Here is an 18,534-nt window from a genome sequence, read left to right as displayed (position 1 = left end):
GATCAGCTCGACGGCGTCGTCGCAGCCGCGGCGGCCGAACACGCCGAGGCCGATCTGGTCGCACGAGGTCGGGACCGGGCACTGGGCCTCGTCGGGCACGAACACGCAGGTGCGGAACAGCGGGTGATGTCGCAGGTGCCGGGGTAGACCGGGACGACGTCGAGCCAGCGGCACACGCCGCCGCCGTGGACGACGCCGTCGCAGGCCGGCGCGGAGGTCAGGGCGGCGCAGAAGGCTTCGCCTTCGGACATGTCCTCGGGGACCTGTCCGGAAGTGCCGGTGGGATCGGCGCCGGTCGAGTCGGTGGCGCCGCCGGTGGTCCCGTCCGTGGTGCCCCCGCACTCGGGCGGGTCGCCGAATTCGGTCGGCGAGGTGTCCGAGACGACCACGAGGCCGCCCGTGTTGGCGCCCGTGGGCTCCTTGCAGGCGCACAAAACGAGGCCGAGGACGAGCGCGGCGCGGGTCATCGCTCCGAAGGTGTAGACAAGCCCGCGGCTGCGCGGCAAGCGACGAGGCGAGCGCTTGCGCACGCGCGCAGGAGCCAGGCTTCGGGCTCGGAGCCCCGAGGCGTCAGGGCCGCTGGCGCGCGTCGCAGCGCTCGCCGGCAGGGAGAGAGTTCTTCGGCCGCGGCTTCGCCGAGGTGAAGGCACGTCGACCGACGGTGAGGCCGCGCGCAGGCGAGATGCTGGCCGGCCCGTGCTCAGGGGGAGCAGCCCTGCGCGATCCACTGAGAGATGGTGTCGAGGTCGTCGGTGGACAGCGCGTCGGCGAAGGCCGGCGGCATGGAGACGCCGCTGCCGCCGGCTTCGATGTGCGTGCCGTTGACCTTGTGCCAGAGGTAACTGCCGTCGAGGTCGCCGGGCGCGACCCGCATCATCTGGGGGAGCTCGAGCGCCGGGCGCTCGACGAGCGAGGCGAAGGCGTTGTCCGAGAGGACCACCCAGGCGGCGCTGGTGCCGCCGGGCGTGTGGCAGCCGACGACGCAATGGGCGTCCCAGATCGGCTGGATGTGGGCGGCGTAGCCGAGCTCCGGCGGGTTCGGCCCGGGGATCGAGCCGGTGGGGGGCTCGTCGGTGGTGGACGGCGGCGTGGTGCCGTGGTCGGTGCTGGCGCCTGTCCCTTCGGACATGCTGGTGGCGTCGGTGACGGAGTCGGAGTCGAGCGGGTCGCGCTCGGCGCAGGCCGCGAGCGCGGCGAGGAGGACGAGGGGGCGAACGGGTAAGCCAGGCATAACCGCGTCAGTATGCGCAGGCGCGTCGGACTCCGACAAGCTGGCGCAAGATGACCTATGGGACATGTCCCGGAGGACGGGTCGGGGCCGGCGGCTGCTGGCCGAGGCCGAGGCGGCGCAGGGCCGCGCACACCAGCACGAGCACCAGCACTGCGGCCTCGACGAGGGCGAGGTCGCGCGGGTCGCGGATCAGGCCGAGGGCGACGATCAGGGTGGTGGCGCCCGCCGGGGCGTGCTCGGCGTCGAGGAGGACGGTGAGACCGCCGGTCGCGGCGAGGGCGAAGGTGACTGCGCCGAGGTGGGCGAGGTCGATGCGCGTGAGCTCGGCCGGGACGTCGGCGACGCCGAACAGGTGGACCGCCGCGGCGCCGCACAGGACGGCGACGCCGTGGCCGACGAGGACGCGGCGCGGATGGTTGGCCGGGGCCGCGGGGGCGACGAAGGCGAGGAAGGCGGTCGGGCCGAGCGAGGGGAACACCCACGGCAAGGCTGTCCAAAAGGCCATGGCCGAACAGACAGCGATGGCGAGGCCGGCGCCGAGGCTCACGTGGGCGGCGCGGACGAGGCGCGAGGAGAGCGGGTCGGGCACCGCGAGAGGATGGCGCGTCGGCGGCGGCGGCGGAAGTGGGAGGACACGGCGAGCGCGAGCTGCCCCGGGCGACTGGGGCTGCGCCGACGCATGGAAGACAGGTCAGAGCAGGACCCGGTGATACGCCTCCAGTCGCTTCGGTCGTGGCTGCCGTCAGCGCCGGGGAGCCCCGCGGCGCCGGCCCGCGACCGTGCGGGGCGTGAACCGTTTTTCATCCGCGGCGCTCACGGGCACGCGGCTTCGTCGGCCTCTTCGTCACGGGCACGCGGCTTCGTCGGTCTTGTCGGCGCAGTCGAGGTTGCCGTCGCAGACCCAGGTCTTGGGGATCTCGAGGCCCTCGTCGCACGAGAAGTAGCACAGGGCGATGGCCTCGTCGGACATGTCGTCGCAGTCGGGGGCGCCGTCGCACTTGTTGAAGGCGAGGATCTGCTGGCCGTCGGCGCACACGAAGGTGCAGAGCGCGGGGGCCTCGTCGGACATGTCCTTGCAGTCAGGTTCGCCGTCGCACACGTAGTGGGTCGAGATCGTGCCGCCGGCGCCGCAGGTGAACGCGGGGGTGCCGTCGCACAGGATCGACACGGCGCCGACGCTGGCCTTGGCGGGCTCGTCGCACGCGGCGACGGCGTCAGCGTAGGTGCCGTTGCAGGTGTAGAAGGCGTCCTCGTCGCTGCACATCAGCGGCGCGAGGCAGTCCTGGTACCGGACCGCGGCGTCGGCCAGGCAGGCGACGTAGGGCGCGTGGGCCGGGTCGGCCTCGAGGTCGCACAGGCACGGGTCGTTGGCGGCGGCCACGAAGTCGGCGATGCAGCCGTCGACGTCGGCGTAGTTCCCCTCCGTGACCTCGCACGGGCAGCGCAGGCCGGCGGTCGCCTGGGTCGCCAGAGCCTTCTTCTCGCAGGCGGTGAGAGTCGCGCTGCCCGAGGTGGTGGTCGCGCTGGTCGTCGGCACGTCGGGGACGTTCGCGTCGGTGGTGGTGGTCGCGTCGGTCGCCGAGACCGTCGCGCCCCCGCTCATCGGTTCGTTCGGACAGGCGCACAGCAGGAGCGCGCCCGCGAGGAGCGTACGAGGGGTCATCCCTCCAAGGTAGCGCCGGGGCTCGCGTGCTCGATCTGGAACACGGCGGCGAACGTGATCAGCAGCGCCGGGCCGCCGTGGATCCGGATCGCTCCGCCGGCAATCGCATCGGCGGGGGCCAGCTCACCGGCCAGCAGCGGGCGCGGGGCCCGATCTGTCTCGAGGACCAGGTCGGCGTCGGGGAGCGGGCCCGCGGCCGCAGCGAGCGAGCCGTCGTCGATGCGCGCGTGGACCACGAGCTCGCCGGCTCGCAGCGCGTAGCCGAAGTGGAGGCCGCGCGCGGCCTCGGGGTGGAAGTGGTGCGGCTCGCCGTCACCCGCGGATCGGCGGTGACGATCTCGTCGGCGCCGGGCTCGCCGAGGAGCGGCGCGCCCCGGGGGCCGAGAGCCAGCACCGCGGGCTCGAGCGCGCGGCCGCGCTCGGTGAGCTCGTAGACGATCGCGCCGCCGGGCCGCGGCAAGAGGCGCCGCCGCACCGCGTCGGCCTGCTCGAGCTCCTCGAGCCGGGGGGACAGGGCGTGGGTGGGGATCCGCGGGAGGCCGCGCAGGAGGTCGGTGAAGTTGTTGTTTGCAAGCCGCTTCGTGCGTTTCTGCGCGTCGGGCGTGCCGGGGCTCGCAGCGGGCACGAGCGCGCGGATTGCCGGATCGGCCGAGGGACCGGACGGCAATGCGCGGGCAGCGGCGGGGTCGTGGGGCGAGGCGCGGGAGCTGTCCTGGGAGACAGGTCGGGCGCCGGTCGGGAGCTGGCCTCGTCGCGCAAGCTGGCGGACGGCGGTTCGAGTGACCTTCAGGACATGAACGTCAGGGCATGTCCTCGGGGACATGTCGCCGCTGCGCTCGCCGGGCGGCTCACGGGGTCGGGGCGGTGGTGCAGCTGAGGGTGCGGTCGCGGAGGTCGACCGTGTTGACGATGGTCGGCTGGCCGCGGACGACGTCGACGATCACGCCCTCGAACTGGTTGGTGCACTGGGGGTGGCTGCGCTTGGTGATCACGCGGAAGCCGCCGTCGATGGTGCGCACGCTGTCGTCGCCGCACAGCGGCTGGACGCCGAGGGTGGCGGCGAGCAGGCGGGCCTCGCCGGGGGTGTCGATGGCGCCGAGCAGCGTGAGCAGCTGGGAGCGGGTGGCGACGGGGCGCACGTTGGCGCCGGACTGCAGGACGAGGTAGCGGACCGCGAGCGGGTTGTCGCCGGCGAACAGCGAGGTGCTGGCGACGGTGCTGGCCAGCAGGCGAGCGCACGCGGGCACGTCGGTGACGGTCTGGCAGGCGAGGCCGACGCTGGCCAGGGTCTGCGATTGCTGGGGGCGCACGCCGGTGTCGGTCTGCTTCAGCACCGTCTCGCGCAGCAGGGCGTGCTCGAAGCGGGTGTTGACGTGGGTCGGCTCGAGGCCGGCGAGGAGTTGGTCGTTGTTGCACAGCGGGGCGCTGTAGGCGGGGCTGCCGGGCGGTAGCGCGGGGTCGTCCGAGACGGGCGCGGGCTCGCCCGTGACCGGCGCAGTGGGCGGGGGGCGGTGACACGCGGACGCGGACCCGGCGGCGACGGCGACGGTGAGGACGGCGCGGAGACGAACGGCTGGCACGGCGGCGAGGATACTACGCGGGCCGAAGGCGGCGGAAGAAGAGCCCGAATCGCGGCGGTCGTCGTGGCGAGCGCCGTTCCGGGGTCGGTGATGGTGGGTGCGGGCGAGGCCGACTCGCGCTCACGGGCGCGGCGGTACAGGCAAGATCCACGGCTTCGGGCGCAGGCCGTCGCGTTCGCGCGCGAGATCGACGTCGGGGTCGACGAGGCGGGCCGCGGGGCGGCCGTTGAAAGTGACGAAGACGTCGGCCCGGACCTCGGCGCCGGGGCTCCGGGCCGCGAGGTGGTGCGCGTACTCGAGGATCATGTCGGGCTGGAAAGCCATCTGCTTGGCCTGCTGGGCGGTCAGCGCCGGCTCGGGGTCGACCAGGCGCTCGCGGCCGCCGCCGGGGTCGCGCACGCGGTAGACGACGCTGCCGACCTTCTCGACCAGCATGACCTGCCAGGCGAAGCGGAAGCCCTCCTCGGTCCAGGCGGTGTCGCCCGGGTAGGCGAAGCGGCGCAGGGGCAGCGCCAGCTGGACGGCGAAGTGGAGGGCGAGGGCGGCGAGCAGCAGCGGGCGGGCGGGAAATGACGTGTTCGAGAGGACAGGTGCCGGAGGGCATGTCCTCGGGGACAGGCGACGCCACAGCCGTCGCGGCCAGTCGGGCGGGAAGAACACCAGGGCGGCGGCGGCCATCAGCCACGGGAACATGCCGATCGCGGGGAACAGGGCGCCGGTGAGGCCGTGGAACACGAGCACGCCGGCGTAGGCGAGCGGGCGCGTGCGCGGGTGCAGCAGCAGGAACGGGACCGAGAGGTCGAACAAGGCGCCGCCCCAGCTCATGAGGTGCGCGGTCTCGGGCCGCCGCAAGAGGCCGCCGATCAGCGGGAAGTCGGCGCGCGCGGCCAGCCACAGCTTGAGCGGCTGCGCGTGCAGCAGCCAGTCGGGGCGCAGCTTGGCGAGGCCGGCGAAGAAGTAGACCAGCCCGACCTGCAAGCGCACGGCCCACAGGGCCCAGGTCGGGGCGACGGTGGTGCGGCGGTCCAGCGGTAGGGCGACCATCAGCAGGGCGACGACGCTGACGAAGTAGTAGTGGTTGAGGTAGGTCGCCTTGTCGAGCAGCTCGACGTAGGTGAAGAGGAGGAAGAACAGGGCGATCGCGGGCCGGTAGGCCACGCCCGCGGCGACCAGGAGGGCGAGCAGGCCCTGGGCGACGAATACCGCGATCATGCCGGCCTCGGGCAGCGGCGCCAGCCACTCGAAGCCCCAGTAGTGGAAGTGGAAGGTCGGGTCGACGTAGAGCTGGTGGATCCACCCGCGCGCGGCGAAGCGGAGCGTGCCGGCGAACATCAGCAGGCCGAAGCCGATCCGGAAGGCGTGCAGGCCGGCGGCGTCGACCGGGGCGAGGAGGGCGCGGAGGAGGGGGAAGACGGGGCGGGCGGGGTTGATGTCCCGGAGGACATGTCGCTCGCGGGCGTGGCGGGGCGCGGCGCGGGTGTCCCGGAGGACATGTCGCTCGCGGGCTCGGGCGCGGGCGAGGCGGGGGCGGGGGGCGCGGATGTCCCGGAGGACATGTCGCCCGGGGGCGTGGTGGCGGGGGCGTGCGGTGCGGATGTCTCGGAGGACGTGTCGCTCGCGGGCGCGGGCGAGGCGGGGGCGTGGGGCGCGGATGTCCCGGAGGACATGTCGCCCGGGGGCGTGGTGGCGGGGGCGTGCGGTGCGGATGTCTCGGAGGACATGTCGCCCGAGGGCTTGCCGGGGGCGTGTGGCGCGGATGTCCCGGAGGACATGGTGTTCGGAGCAGGTGGCTCGGGTTGCCCCAGGGCGACGAGCGAGCTGCCGGGTGCGCGAGCGGATGGCCCGGGGGACATGGCGTTCGGGACATGTGTTTGCGGCCCCGGGACCGGAGCGGGCGGGCTGCGGTCGGGGTCGGACATGGCCTTCGGGTCAGTCGCCGTCGTTGTCGCTGAGGGCGAGGGTGACGCCGAGGGTGCTGGCGACGTCGAGCTTGAGCAGGCGGCGCAAGGTGTCGAGCTCGTCGCGCGCGAGCTGGACGGCGGTGCGGTGGGCGAGGAGGGAGCTCGTCATCGGCTCGGGGACGGCGGCCAGGACCTCGCCCGCGCGGGCGTACTGGGCGCGCACGCGGTCGTCGAGCGCGGGGTCGAGCTCGCGGACCAGGACCGAGATGCCGGCCGCGGGGGCGCCGTCATCGGCGCCGTGATAGACGGCCCACACGCCCTCGAGGTTGGCCTGCAGGTCGGCGCGGGTGCGGCCGGAGAAGCGCGACTCCATCAGCGACGGGTCCTCGGCGGCGCCGGTGAGGTTGCCGAGCGGGTTGTCGAGCTTGCCCTTGACCATCGTCAGGCAGGCGTCGATCGACTTGTTGACGATCTCGTCGAGGCCGGCCTTGAGCGATGCGTAGGTGGTGCTGCCGCTGCCCGCGGTGGCGAGGGCGTCGGCGTACTCGCCGGACCAGGCGGTCGCCAGGGCGTCGGTGCGGGCGGCGATGTCTGCCGCCAGCAGCCTGGCGTAGCCGCAGCGGCGCGCGCCGTCCCCGGCCTGCAGGGCGACGAGGGCCGGGGCCTCTTCGGTGCCCCACAACAGGTACTCGAGCGCCGGCATGCCCTTGGCGCTGACGCCGAGGCCGCCGAGGTAAGCCGCGTCGGGCGCGTCGGGGGCGCCGGCGACCGCGTCCTCGACGGTGTCGACGCGCACGGGCCAGAAGTCGAGGGCGTTGAGCTCGGGCGGCAGCGGGCCGAAGCCGAACGGGAGCACGCGCGACCAGGCGTCGCGCTCGGCCGACCAGGCGTTCTGCGCGGTAGCGAGGGCGCCGGGATCGGGGCGGCGCACAGGAAGTCCATGGCCGCGACCATCTCCTCGGCCCGCTCGTGCAAGGCAGTGAAGGCCGGGACCGCGACCTCGCGAGCGACGTGCTCGAGCACGGCCGGGCGCGAGTCGTCGCCGCCGTCGCCGCAGGCGAAGCCGAGGAGCGCGCCGGCGCCTGCCCCGAAGAGCATGACCGAGAGGACATGGCGAGAGAGACCGGTGCGGATCATCGAGACCTCGAGAGGCGGGCGGCGAGGGGCGCGGCAGAGCCGGCCAGAGGACATGGCCCGGAGAGGCGGCGGGCGGCGAGGGCGGCCCGGGGACAGGAACGAGCGGCGGCCGCGTCGTCCGGGCGGCGGGCCGCGACGGAGACGCGCGAAGGGGGGCCGCGGTCGCGTCGGCCGGGCGGCGGACGGTAGTCCTTCGGGGCATGCCCTGAAGAACATGTCCTTTCGCACCGGGCGGGATGGACATGTCCGGAGGGGCAGGCTGCGCGCCCGCGGCGGTCACAGCGACTCCAGGAAGGCGACGAGGGCGGCGCGCTCCTCGCGGGGGAGGGCGCGGACGGCCTCGCGGGCGGCCTCGGCCTCGCCGCCGTGCCACAGCACGGCCTCCATCAGCGAGCGGGCGCGGCCGTCGTGGAGGAAGGTGGTGTGGCCGTTGACGGTCTCGACCAGGCCGATGCCCCACAGCGGCGGGGTGCGCCACTCGTTGCCGTCGGCGAGGTAGTCGCGGCGGCCGTCGCCGAGCGCGTCGCCCATGTCGTGCAGGAGCAGGTCGGTGTACGGCCAGATCGTCTGGCCGCGGACCTCCTCGATCGCCGCGTCGTCGGCGGTGCGGTGGCGCGGGACGTGGCAGTCGGCGCAGCCGGCGTCGAGGAACACCTGCTTGCCGCGCAGGACCTCGGGGGCGCCGGCGTCGCGGCGGGCCGGCACCGCGAGCGTGGCGCTGTAGAAGACGACGTCGTCGAGCAGGTCGGGCGCGACCTCGGGGGCGCCGCCGTGCGGGGCCTCGGCGCACTCGAGCTGGCCTTCGGGACAGTTCTCCAGCGGGAACATGTCGGTGGTCAGGCCCATGTCGCCGAGGAAGGCGCCGGCCGTCTGCTGGGCGACGGTCGGCTGGTTGGCCTTCCAGCCGAAGCGGCCGAGCGCCGCGGCGTCCGCCGCCAGATCCCACACGTAGTTGGCGCGGCCGGAGATGCCGTCGCCGTCGGCGTCGCCCGGGTCCTCGCGGGCGAGGATGTCGGCCGCCGGGATGGCCTCGAGCAGGCCCATGCCGATCATCACCGGGGCGACCCGCGGCGAGATCCGCAGGTCGGCGGGGAGCGGGCCGTAGGCCGGGTCCTCGAGGGTGTAGGTCGGGGCGCGCAGGCTGTACGGCTCGCCGTCGGCGAACGCGCCCGGCTGCAGGACCCACGTGACCTTCGGGACAGCCTCGCCGGCGACCCCCTCGATGCCGTTCGGCTGCAGCTGGTCGCCGTAGCCGGGGACGTCGCGCGGGCCGCCGTGCAGGCCCTCGCCGGGGACCGAGATGCGCAGCAGCATGCTGGCGAACGCCTCGTCGGCCTCGGGCGGGCGGCCGCGGCCGTCCTTGAAGTGGCAGGCCGAGCACGAGCGGGCGTTGAAGGTCGGGCCGAGGCCGTCGCGGCCGGTGGTCGAGGCCGGGGCGACGACCCAGTTCTTGTTGAAGAACGAGTTGCCGACCACGAACCGCTGGCGCCGCTCGAAGGTCATGTTGCGGGCGCTGTACGAGAACGCGTTGGGGCTCTCGTCGCGGATCGTGGTGTCGCCGCCGGCCAGCTCCTCGCCGGGCTCGAGCGCCGGCGCGGGGGCCTCGCAAGATGCCCCCAAGAACAGGACCCAAAGGACAGGCAGGCGGCGCACGACCCAGTCTACTCCAGGTTGAGCTCGATCTCGAGCGCGTCGGCGACCGCGACCAGCGCGTCGGTCGCCTCCTTGAGGCTGTCGATGGCGGCCTTGACGGCGGCGCGCTCCGGGCTGCCGTCGGCGGCCTGGATCGCGCTGTCGAACGGCGCCGGGATGGCCTTCACCGCGGCGACCGCGGCCTGCAGCTTGGCGGTCGCGACGGCGTCGACGTCGGCGTCGATGCGGGCGACCAGGCTCGACAGGCTCGGCCCGGCCTGGCCGTCGATGCGGCCGAGGTACACGTCCTCGATGCCCTGGATGTTGGCCAGCAGGTCCTTGTGGGTGTTGTCGCTGAAGCAGGAGTGCTCGTCCTCCTGCTCGCGCGTGTCGTAGGCCACGGTCATGCGCTCGCCGGCGAGCTCGGCGCCGCTGAGGCTGGCCATGCCGAGGAGGATCTTGGTGACCGCCTCCTTGGGGTCCTGGGCGACGAACTCGGCGCGGTAGTTGGCCTGGCCTTCGGACCAGGCGTCGGCGACGCGCGCGAGGTCGTCGAGCAGCAGCTCGCTCGCCAGCGTGAGGTACTGGCGCCGGCGATCCTGGTTGGCGGCGGTGCCGTCGGCGCCGTCGACGTAGTCGGTCCACGGGCGCGCGCCCGGGCCGTCGGCGCTCAGGTCCTGGCCCCACAGCAGGAACTCGATCGCGTGCCAGCCGGTCGAGATGCTGTCCTCGCCCTTGGCGCCGTTGCGCTCGATCAGCACGTCGCGCGTGAGCTCCGGGTAGCCGGCGAGGTCGTTGATGAGGCCGACGTCGGGCTCGCCCTCGACGTAGTCGATGTACGCCTCGTCCATCGGCCAGGCGTTGATGCGGCCCTCGAGCTCGTCCGGCGCGGCGTCGATAGGTCCGTTGTAGAAGCGGAACACCTCGGTGAGGCCGTAGTCGTCGCGCGCGCCGAGCCACGCGGTCTTGGTGGCCTCGAGCATGTCGGCCGACGGGGCGGCGACGAACGCCTGCAGCGCGCTGTCCATCTGCTCGGCGCCGCGGCTCGACTTCTCGTAGGCGGCGGAGACGAGCTCGGCGTAGCGGTCGACCACGCTCTGCGCCTCGGTGCGGAACGACTCGTCGTCCCAGCCCGTGGCGGAGGTGTTGGTGCAGGCGGGGAGGAGGCAGAGGGCGAGGAGCGAGCGGCGCATGCGTGGGCTTCCAGTCCGTGAGGCGCGCCAGCGCGAGGGGCGGTGGCGATTGGTTTTGGGATACTGAAAGTCGTTTTCAATGTCAACGTCGCCAGAGGGTGCCTGGACGCACGCCAGGGCCGCGGCTATGGTGCCGGCCATGGCGGCGACCGCCGATACTTCACAGAACCGTAACTATTACGATGCTTTCTCGGCCGGGTACGACGACGGCCGCGATCGCGGGTACCACAAGCTCATCGACGACCAGGCGGCGGCGATCGTCAGCCGCTACGCCGCCGGGAAGGACGCGCTCGAGGTCGGCTGCGGGACGGGGCTCATCCTTCAGCGGGTGGCCACGGTCGCTCGCAGCGCCAAGGGCGTCGACCTGTCGCCCGGGATGCTGGAGCACGCCCGCAGCCGCGGCCTCGACGTGCAGGAGGGCAGCGCGACCGAGCTGCCGTTCGCCGACGCGAGCTTCGACGTGACCTACTCCTTCAAGGTGCTGGCCCACGTGCCGGGCTGGGAGCGCGCTCTGCAGGAGATGACGCGGGTGACCCGGCCGGGCGGCCACATCATCTTCGACATCTACAACCGCAACTCGCTGCGCTACCTCATCAAGCGCCTGTGGGGCCCGCGGAAGACGTCGCACAGCTTCGACGAGGCGGCGATCTCGACCCGCTTCCTCAGCCCGGCCGAGGCCGCGGACGTGCTGCCGCCCGGCACCCGCGTGGTCGCTCGCGCCGGGATCCGCATCACCACGCCGCACCCGGTGGTCTGCCGCCTGCCCGTGATCGGGAAGGTGCACGACCGCGTGGAGTGGGCGCTGATGGAGAGCCCGCTGGCCGCGCTGGCCGGGTTCTACGTGTTCGTGGCGGAGAAGCTGTGAGGGTCCTGGTCGTCACGACGACCTTCCCGCAGTGGTCCGGCGACCCGCGCGGTCGCTTCATCCTCCGCCACTGGGAGGCGCGCGCGGCCGCCGGCGATACGGTGCGGTTCCTGGTCCCGCGGACCGCCTGGGTCCGCGGGGCGCTGCCGTCGCCGTGCGAGGTGGTCCGCTTCGCCTACGCGCCGACCGGCATGTCGTCGCTGACGGGGCAGTTCGGCATCCTCGAGAACATCCGCGACCGGCCGTGGCGCGCGCTGCTGGTGCTCCCGTTCATGGCCGCGCTGCAGCGGGCCCTGCAGCGCGAGATCCGGAAGTTTCGCCCCGACAAGATCGCCGCCCACATGCTGCTGCCGTGCGGCTGGCTGGCGGCCGAGGCGGCCCGCGCGGCCCGGGTGCCGTGCGAGCTGTACGGCCACGGGACCGACGTCGACCTGCTGTTGCGCCTGCCCGGGCCGCTGCGCGAGGCGGCCCTCGGCGCGCTGGCCCAGGCCGAGCGTGGCGCTGCCGTCGGCCGAGAAGCTGGCCAAGGTCGCCGCGGCCTGGCCTGGCCCGCCGCCGCTGCGGGTCGAGACGATGGTCGACAGCGTGGCCGATGGGCCAGGTCCGATCGAGCAGGTCGTATCGGACATGTCCGAGCGAGCAGGCGACGAGGTGCTGTTCCTCGGGCGCCTGATCAAGCAGAAGGGGGTCGACGACCTGCTGCGCGCGGCGGCGCTGATGCCCCGGCGGCCGCGCCTGGCGATCGCCGGCGACGGGCCGGAGCGGCGCCGCCTGCAAGGCCTGGCCGAGGGGCTGCGGCTCGACGCGCGCTTCCACGGGTTCGTCGAGGGCGCGGAGAAAGAGGCGCTGTACCGCCGGGCGGCGCTGCTGTGCGTGCCGTCGCGCGAGATCGGCGGGCTGTCCGAGGGGGCGCCGCTGGTGATCGCGGAGGCGAAGCGCTACGGGCTGCCGGTGGTGGCCACCGCGGTCGGCGGGATCCCGGAGATGATGCGCGACCTCTACCCGGAGACCGCGCTGGTGCGGCCCGGGGCGCCGATGGCGTTGGCGCAGGCGCTGTCGCAGGCGCTGGCGCAGGGGGCCTGAGTGGAGCGGTCGGCGCGGCGGCGCTGCGTCGTCGGGGAGCGCGAGCGGCCTGGGTCGTCCGCAAGTTCGAAGCGAGCGCGGATGAAATGGGTGGTGCATCGCGCCGTGGTGATGGGGCCGGGCTGATGGCGCGCGGGAGGCCGGGGCGGTGAAGTGGTTGCGGCGGGTGCTGGTGGGGCTGGCGGCGCTGCTGCTGCTGGTGCTGGTGATCGGCTGGGCGTACCTCGGCGACATCGTGCTGGCGGTGGCGGCCCCGGGGGTGCCGTTCGATCGCGCGAACACCCCGCCGCCGCCGGACTACGCGGCGCCAGCGACGTGGAGCGCGCGGCCGGAGACTGCGGACGCCGCGGACGCGGAGGTCGAGGGCGTGGCGATCGCCGCCGACCCCGCGGTCGACGTGTTCTATCTGCACCCGACGTCGTTCCTCGGCGACGCGTGGAACGCTCGCCTCGACGACGCGACGGTCAACGAGGCGACCGACGTCGGGTCGACGCGGATCCAGGCCAGCGCGTTCAACGGCTGCTGCCGGGTGTTCGCGCCGCGTTATCGCCAGGCCAACATGACGGCCTTCACGACGGCGAGCGCCGACGGGGCGGCGGCGATCGGGCTGGCCGGGGACGACGCGATCGCGGCGTTCCGCCACTACCTCGAGCACGACAACCACGGGCGGCCGTTCATCCTCGCGGCGCACAGTCAGGGGTCGTTCATCGGGCTCCGGCTGCTGCGCGAGGTGATCGCGCCCGGGCCGCTGCGGGCCCGGCTGGTGGCGGCGTACCTGATCGGCGGGCCGATCACGCACGAGGCGCTGGGCGAGCTGCCGGTGTGCGAATCGGCGGAGCAGACGGGCTGCGTGGTGGGCTTCAACGCGCGCGGGCCGGACTACGCCGGCGGCATCGAGTTCGTCGAGAACCCGCAGCCGCCGGCCGATGCGCCGCCGCGCCGGCGAGTGTGCGTCAATCCGCTGACGTGGCGGGCCGACGAGGCGCCGGCGCGCGGAGGGCTCGGGGCTGTCTTTTGGGACAGCAGCGGAGCGCGGCCCGAGCCGCGGCCCGGCTTCGTCAGCGCGCGCTGTGAGGCGGGAACGCTGCGGGTGGAGCTGTCCGGGACGGTGCCCCGCGACTTCATGAGCCGCCTGCTCGACCACGCGCTCGGGCCGGGCAACTACCACGCGATCGAGTACGGGCTGTTCTGGCTCGACCTGCGCGCGAACGCGGCGACGCGGGTGGCGGCGTTCTTGGCGGAGCAGGGCTGAGGAGAGCGGGGCTGGTCGAAGGGACAGCTTTGTGCCGAGTGCGACCGGCAGATGCGCGGGGCTGGTCGAAGGGACAGCTTCGTGCCTGGGCAGGTCGGGCGATCGGGGCTGGTCGAAGGGACAGCTTTATGCCCGGGCGCGGGGGTGGTCGAAGGGACAGCTTCGTGTCCGGGCAGGCCGGGCGAGCGAGGCTGGTCGAAGGGACAGCTTCTTGCCCGGGCAGGTCGAGGGCGAGCGGGGCTGGTCGAAGGGACAGCTGCGCTCAGGCTTCGGCGGGAGCCTTGCGGGTGCGCAGGTCCCAGACCAGCAGGACGACGCCGACCACCAGCGCGGCGTCGGCGACGTTGAAGCTCGGCCAGCTGCCGCCCCAGGGGTAGTTGAGCTTGATGAAGTCGACGACGCCGCTCTGGCCGAGGCCGTCGACGCGGAACAGGCGATCGTAGAGGTTGCCGAGCGCGCCGCCGGCGATGAGGCCGCCGGCGACGAAGCGCAGGCGGGTGCCGTGCGGGGCGCGAGCGGTGAGGACGATCCAGCCGATCATCAGCACGGTGACGGCGAGCAGGACGTAGGGGTAGTCGAGCCGGCGCACGAGGCCGAAGGCGCTGCCCTGGTTGTAGGCGAAGGCGAGCTCGAGCAGCGGATCGATGACGACGAGGGCCCGCCCGGTCGGCCGCAAGTGGTCCCACACCCACTGCTTGGTCCACAGGTCGAGCGCGAGGGCGCCGGCGCCGGAGAGGGCGAGCAGGGCCCATAGACGCGGGCTGGCAGGGACTTGCTGGTTTTTTAGCATCGTGCTAGAAAAACAGCACACGGGATGACGCGACGCAAGCCCGACCTCGATCCGCTGAGCCGGCGTGAGCGGCAGATCATGGACATCGTGTACCGCCGCGGGCAGGCGACCATCCGCGAGGTGCTCGACGAGCTGCCCGACCCGCCGACGTACTCCGCGGTGCGAGCGCTGGTGCGGGTGCTGGAGGAGAAAGGCCACCTGCAGCACACGCAGGACGGGCCGACGTACGTGTACGCGCCGACGCGCCCGCGCGACCGGGTGGCGACGTCGGCGCTGGCCCACGTGGTCGATACGTTCTTCGGCGGCTCGGCCAGCGACGCAGTGGCGGCCCTGCTGGACCTCGACGGCCGCGAGCTGTCGCGCGCGGAGCTCGACGAGCTCGGGGCGATGATCGAGCAGGCGCGCAAGGAGGGCCGCTGAGGTGGCGACGAGGGCGGCGCGAGGAGGGCGGCGGGCGTGACGGACGCGTCGGCGGCGGCGATGTGGCTCGGCTCGCTCGAGCTGGTGGGGGCGCTGGTGTTCGCGTCGGCTGGCCTTTTGGACATGTGCGCGCAGCGGCGCAGCGCGGCGGTGCGCCGGCAGATCTGGGCGCTGGCGATCGCGGTGGCGCTGGTGCTGCCGCTGCCGCGGCTGGCGCTGGCGGCGGCGGGGGGCCGGTTGCCGGATCCGCTGGCGGTCGGGCTGCTGGCGGCGTGGGCGTTCGGGGCGGCGTCGCTGCTGGTGCGGCTGGTCCGCGGACACGTGCTGGCGCGCCGGCAGGCGCTGCAGGGGGCGCCGATCGTGGCAGGTCCGTGGCACGAGACGGCGCAGGAGTTCACGGGGGGCCGCGGGTGGCGCTGCGGGCGTGCCGGTCGGCGCGCACGCCGATGGTGGTGGGGATCGTGCAGCCGATCGTGGTGGTGCCGACGGCGATGCTGGACGCGCCGCCGGCCGAGCGCCGGGCGCTGCTGGCCCACGAGCTGGCCCACGTGGCCCGCGGCGATTGTCTGCTGGCGCTGGCGGGCGGGCTGGCGCGTGCGATTTACTGGCCCGATCCGCTGGCCTGGTGGGCGCTGCGGCGGCTGCGAGCGCACGCGGAGGACGCGGCGGACGACGCGGCCCTGCACACGGGGATCCCGTCGTCGAGCTACGCGGCGCAGCTGCTGGCCGTGGCCCGCGCGCAGCTCGAGCGGGCCGGCCGGGTCGCCGCCGACGGCCTGCGGGCACGCGTGCGGGGCGTGCTCGATGTCCGCCGGATCCGCAGCCGCGAGCCCGACGGGGCGCGCTGGGGGGTGCCGCGGCTGATCGGGGCGGCGCTGGTCCTGGCGACGATGGTGACCGCCTGCGAGGCGCGCTCGTCCGAGGGGTCGGAGGTCGTGGGCAGCGCGCAGCAGGCGAGCGGCGCGCCGGGTGAATGAGCGGAGCTGGCTGAAGAGTCAGGTTCATTCGCCGGCGCCGTGGCTGGGCGATGGGTCGGCAAGCGGCCGGACGATGTCGCGAGCGACGCCGACGTTCGAGCTCGCCGATCTCTCGGGCGATTGCATCGAGCTGGCCGGAGGGACAGGCGGGAGGCGCGCCCGGGCGAACGCAGGGACGCGGGATGGTGCCGCGGGTCACAGCGTCTGCGCGGAGAACGGCGCGAAACCGGGCGCAGGGCCGGCGTTCGCGGCGCGGGCGAGGCCGGCCGGCTGCGGGCGCGGCGGATCGGGCAACTTCTCGCGCCCATGAACCGACGAGAATTCCGCCGCGCTGCGATGCCGCGCGCCCCACAATGGCTCCTGCTGCTCCTGGTGTCCGCCTGCTCCCGCGGGAGCTTCGGCGGCGAGGTGACGAACCCCGACACGGCCGCGCCCGAGAAGGGCGGCAAGACCACCGGCGCCGAGGCCGGGGCGGCGGCGCCGAAGATCAAACACGAGCGAGTGGTGTTCCACTGGACGTCCGGCGACGATTCGCTGTCGGGCCGGCTCAAGACGAAGCTGCCCGACGGCGAGTCGTTCGAGGGCCGCTACCACGAGATCACGAAGACGGCGTCGGTGGCCGAGTACGGCGATTTCTACAACGCGTGGTACGCCGACCCGTGGGTCGGGCCGACCTGGTACTGGGGCGGCGCCTGGCCGTACTACGACACGGTCGAGGAGTTCATCACGCGCAACACCGGCAAGGTGGTGGCGACGCTCGACGGCGACCGCGGCGACAAGATGCGCTGCCACTTCACGCTCGACGACCCGGACCGCGGGATCAAGGGCGGCGGCACCGGCGAGTGCCAGCTGTCGAACGGCGAGCGCATCACGTCGCGCTTCGAGCCGCAGTGAGCCGGCCGCGAGGCGCGGATGCGGCGAAACGGGCATGTCCGATCGGGCATGTCCGTCTCGCCAGGTTGAAATCGCGGCGAGCGGGCGAGCGCGTGGCGGGCGGTCGGAGACATGTTTTGAGGGACATGTCCGTTCCGCCAGGCTTGGCGCGGCCGCGAGTGGCTAGGAGCATCGCGCCAGGCGAGCGGGCGAGCGCGTGGCGGGCGGCCGGCGACATGTTTGAGGGACATGTCCGTTCCGCCAGGCTGGGCGCGGCCGCGAGCGGCTAGGAGCCGAAGCGGACGATCGCGTAGATGATGACGACGGCGACGGCGGCGAAGCCGAGGAGCGAGCCGAGCGAGGCCTTCGGCTTGGCGGCGGCCGGGGGCTCGGCGGCAGGCTGGGGCCGGGCGGGCGCGGCGGCGGGCTCGGGCGGGTGCACGGAGACCTGGACCATCCAGCGCCGGTGCTCGCGGCCGGGGTGGGTGTCGGTGCGGTTGAGGTTGCCGTTGCTGAGGTCGAACTTGTTGCCGTCGCCGCCGTCGAGGCCGACCGCCAGCCACGGCTCGGGCCCGAACTGCACGCCGTCGACGACGCGGTCGAGGTAGCGCAGCTGGCCGATGTTGTCGCGCCCCGGCCACGACAGGACGATGGTGAGGTTGTCGCCGAGGACCATGGCGATCGCGTCGCCGCCGAGCGAGCAGGCGACGGCGCGGATCGGGATGTCGGCCGGGCCGCCGGTGAGGTGGTGGACCGCGCCGCCCTCGATGCGCAGGAGCTTGCGGGCGGTGGCGACGACCCAGAAGCCGCGGGAGTTCCAGGTGGCCGCCACCGGCGGGGCGTCGAGCTGGTGCTCCTCCACGAGGCCGGCGGGGCCGAACACGCCGAGCTTGCCGTTCTCGTCGCCGACGAGGAGCCGGCCGCCGACGCCCCACGCGACCACGGTCGCGCCCGGCCAGTCGTGCCGCCGGCCCGGGCCGCTCGGCGTCAGCTCGACGGCGCCGTCGGAGGTGGCCACGAGGACATGTCCCGAAGGCGAGATGGCGGCGGCGCGCGCGAGGTCGCCGGCCTCGGCGGTGGCTCGCTGCTCGTCGCGCAGCGGGTCGTGCCACACGGCCTGGCCGTCCTCGTCGACGCTGATGACGGCGTCGGGAGTGGCCCCGACCGCGATCAGCGGGGACTTGCAGTCCCGGCGCCAGCGCGGGCCCTCGCTCGGACCGTCGTGGACGAGGAGCTCGGCATCGTCGGCGAGCACGAGGTTGCGACCGGTACTATCGAAGGCGATCATGCGCATGCCGCGTAACACGGCGCGCGACGGCGCGCAACGGGGATTCAGGGGGACCTGCGGCCGCTTCGGGAGGGCCCGGCGGGGTCGGGGCGGCGGCCTGGCTGGCGGAGCCGTCACGTCGGGTGCGAAGGGCGACGCGGGAGCGTAGTGAGTGGGGCGTGCAGGGCTTGGCGGGGCGCGTCGACCCGACCCATCGCTCGCAGGTCACCGCAGGGACGAGACGTGGCACGCTCCAATCATGGGACCCGGGGCAGTCGGCGCCGCGGCGTCGGCGAATCGTGCGAGGAGGGTCGATCGCGTTCGGGCGCTGGAATCTCGGCTTTCACGGCGCTCCGGACACGGGTCGGCTGCGGTCGTGGTTGCACCTTTCCTGGCAGTCGCACGGGAATGGCGAGAGAGCGAACCCTGCGAAGGATGAAAAGCAGCCGGGACGGTGGTGGGCCGGTGGCATCACCCATTTCTTGAAAGGCCGCGCGGCTCGACTTCGGCGCCTGGTCGCATGACAGTCCCACTCGAATAGCGACAGTGAACGCTCGCATGCTCGTAGGCGGTCATTGGAAAAGAGTGTCCGCGTGGTGTCGGGGACGAATGAGGCGAACGCGGGGCTCGCCGTGCTGCGGGCGGGCGCGAGGCTTCGCAAAGTCCGACG

General features: G+C 73.7%; 19 protein-coding genes. 6 read left to right on the top strand and 13 right to left on the bottom strand.

What is annotated here, in order from left to right:
- Window positions 1-2 precede the first annotated feature (2 nt).
- From OV079_RS17000 to OV079_RS16955, 10 genes are all read right to left on the bottom strand, one after another.
- Window positions 3-467, bottom strand: a complete 465-nt coding sequence (locus OV079_RS17000) for a hypothetical protein (RefSeq protein WP_267769816.1) — start codon at window positions 465-467, stop codon at window positions 3-5.
- Between the two features lie 233 nt (window positions 468-700).
- A complete protein-coding gene (locus OV079_RS16995) occupies window positions 701-1,231 on the bottom strand; it encodes a hypothetical protein (RefSeq protein WP_267769814.1) in 531 nt (176 codons plus the stop codon).
- A 55-nt stretch (window positions 1,232-1,286) separates the two neighbouring features.
- On the bottom strand, window positions 1,287-1,820 hold the full coding sequence (locus tag OV079_RS16990; RefSeq protein ID WP_420829415.1) for an HPP family protein: 534 nt from the start codon (window positions 1,818-1,820) through the stop codon (window positions 1,287-1,289).
- Window positions 1,821-2,075: 255 nt separating this feature from the next.
- The gene (locus tag OV079_RS16985; protein ID WP_267769812.1) at window positions 2,076-2,894 is read right to left on the bottom strand and encodes a hypothetical protein; all 819 of its coding nucleotides are present in this window, start codon (window positions 2,892-2,894) and stop codon (window positions 2,076-2,078) included.
- A 58-nt stretch (window positions 2,895-2,952) separates the two neighbouring features.
- Window positions 2,953-3,519: a winged helix-turn-helix transcriptional regulator gene (locus tag OV079_RS16980; protein WP_267769811.1), complete on the bottom strand. Its 567-nt coding sequence runs from the start codon at window positions 3,517-3,519 to the stop codon at window positions 2,953-2,955.
- A 223-nt stretch (window positions 3,520-3,742) separates the two neighbouring features.
- The gene (locus tag OV079_RS16975; protein ID WP_267769810.1) at window positions 3,743-4,474 is read right to left on the bottom strand and encodes a hypothetical protein; all 732 of its coding nucleotides are present in this window, start codon (window positions 4,472-4,474) and stop codon (window positions 3,743-3,745) included.
- A gap of 120 nt (window positions 4,475-4,594) precedes the next feature.
- Window positions 4,595-5,806, bottom strand: coding sequence for an HTTM domain-containing protein (locus OV079_RS16970; RefSeq protein ID WP_420829414.1), 1,212 nt, complete (start codon window positions 5,804-5,806; stop codon window positions 4,595-4,597).
- A gap of 597 nt (window positions 5,807-6,403) precedes the next feature.
- On the bottom strand, window positions 6,404-7,306 hold the full coding sequence (locus OV079_RS16965) for an imelysin family protein (RefSeq protein ID WP_267769809.1): 903 nt from the start codon (window positions 7,304-7,306) through the stop codon (window positions 6,404-6,406).
- A 482-nt stretch (window positions 7,307-7,788) separates the two neighbouring features.
- Window positions 7,789-9,165, bottom strand: a complete 1,377-nt coding sequence (locus OV079_RS16960; protein WP_267769808.1) for a di-heme oxidoreductase family protein — start codon at window positions 9,163-9,165, stop codon at window positions 7,789-7,791.
- Window positions 9,166-9,173: 8 nt separating this feature from the next.
- Complete coding sequence (locus OV079_RS16955; RefSeq protein WP_267769807.1) at window positions 9,174-10,337, bottom strand: imelysin family protein; 1,164 nt, start codon at window positions 10,335-10,337, stop codon at window positions 9,174-9,176.
- A gap of 139 nt (window positions 10,338-10,476) precedes the next feature.
- Between OV079_RS16955 and OV079_RS16950 the strand changes: the two genes are divergently transcribed.
- Window positions 10,477-11,202 carry a class I SAM-dependent methyltransferase gene (locus OV079_RS16950; RefSeq protein ID WP_267769806.1) on the top strand — a complete coding sequence of 242 codons (726 nt, stop codon included), beginning with the start codon at window positions 10,477-10,479 and terminating at the stop codon, window positions 11,200-11,202.
- Here OV079_RS16950 and OV079_RS16945 read toward each other — a convergent pair.
- A complete protein-coding gene (locus OV079_RS16945; protein ID WP_267769805.1) occupies window positions 11,175-11,729 on the bottom strand; it encodes a hypothetical protein in 555 nt (184 codons plus the stop codon). The genes OV079_RS16950 and OV079_RS16945 overlap by 28 nt on opposite strands.
- On the opposite strand from OV079_RS16945, the gene OV079_RS16940 reads away from it, so the two are divergent.
- On the top strand, window positions 11,698-12,285 hold the full coding sequence (locus OV079_RS16940) for a glycosyltransferase (RefSeq protein ID WP_267769804.1): 588 nt from the start codon (window positions 11,698-11,700) through the stop codon (window positions 12,283-12,285). The genes OV079_RS16945 and OV079_RS16940 overlap by 32 nt on opposite strands.
- A 148-nt stretch (window positions 12,286-12,433) precedes the next feature.
- Complete coding sequence (locus tag OV079_RS16935; RefSeq protein WP_267769803.1) at window positions 12,434-13,537, top strand: DUF3089 domain-containing protein; 1,104 nt, start codon at window positions 12,434-12,436, stop codon at window positions 13,535-13,537.
- Window positions 13,538-13,799: 262 nt separating this feature from the next.
- On the opposite strand, the gene lspA is transcribed toward OV079_RS16935, so the two are convergent.
- Entirely contained in the window at window positions 13,800-14,327 is a 528-nt protein-coding gene (gene lspA, locus OV079_RS16930; RefSeq protein ID WP_267769802.1) for a signal peptidase II, read from the bottom strand.
- Between the two features lie 24 nt (window positions 14,328-14,351).
- Here lspA and OV079_RS16925 point away from each other — a divergent pair, with 24 nt between their 5' ends.
- The 3 genes from OV079_RS16925 (at window position 14,352) to OV079_RS16915 (ending at window position 16,618) form a co-directional block, all read left to right on the top strand.
- Window positions 14,352-14,747: a BlaI/MecI/CopY family transcriptional regulator gene (locus OV079_RS16925; protein ID WP_267769801.1), complete on the top strand. Its 396-nt coding sequence runs from the start codon at window positions 14,352-14,354 to the stop codon at window positions 14,745-14,747.
- A 371-nt stretch (window positions 14,748-15,118) separates the two neighbouring features.
- Window positions 15,119-15,724: a M56 family metallopeptidase gene (locus OV079_RS16920; protein WP_267769799.1), complete on the top strand. Its 606-nt coding sequence runs from the start codon at window positions 15,119-15,121 to the stop codon at window positions 15,722-15,724.
- 306 nt (window positions 15,725-16,030) lie between these two features.
- The gene (locus OV079_RS16915; RefSeq protein ID WP_267769798.1) at window positions 16,031-16,618 is read left to right on the top strand and encodes a hypothetical protein; all 588 of its coding nucleotides are present in this window, start codon (window positions 16,031-16,033) and stop codon (window positions 16,616-16,618) included.
- A 265-nt stretch (window positions 16,619-16,883) separates the two neighbouring features.
- Here the strand turns inward: OV079_RS16915 and OV079_RS16910 are convergent, their stop codons facing one another.
- Window positions 16,884-17,885 (bottom strand): WD40 repeat domain-containing protein, encoded by a 1,002-nt coding sequence (locus OV079_RS16910; protein ID WP_267769797.1) that lies wholly within the window; start codon window positions 17,883-17,885, stop codon window positions 16,884-16,886.
- Window positions 17,886-18,534 lie beyond the last annotated feature (649 nt).

This window comes from Nannocystis pusilla (assembly GCF_026626665.1).
GTDB classification, from domain to species: Bacteria; Myxococcota_A; Polyangia; order Nannocystales; family Nannocystaceae; genus Nannocystis; species Nannocystis pusilla.
Note: the sequence above shows the minus strand (reverse complement) of the source record. Positions and strands in the feature narration are given on the sequence as shown.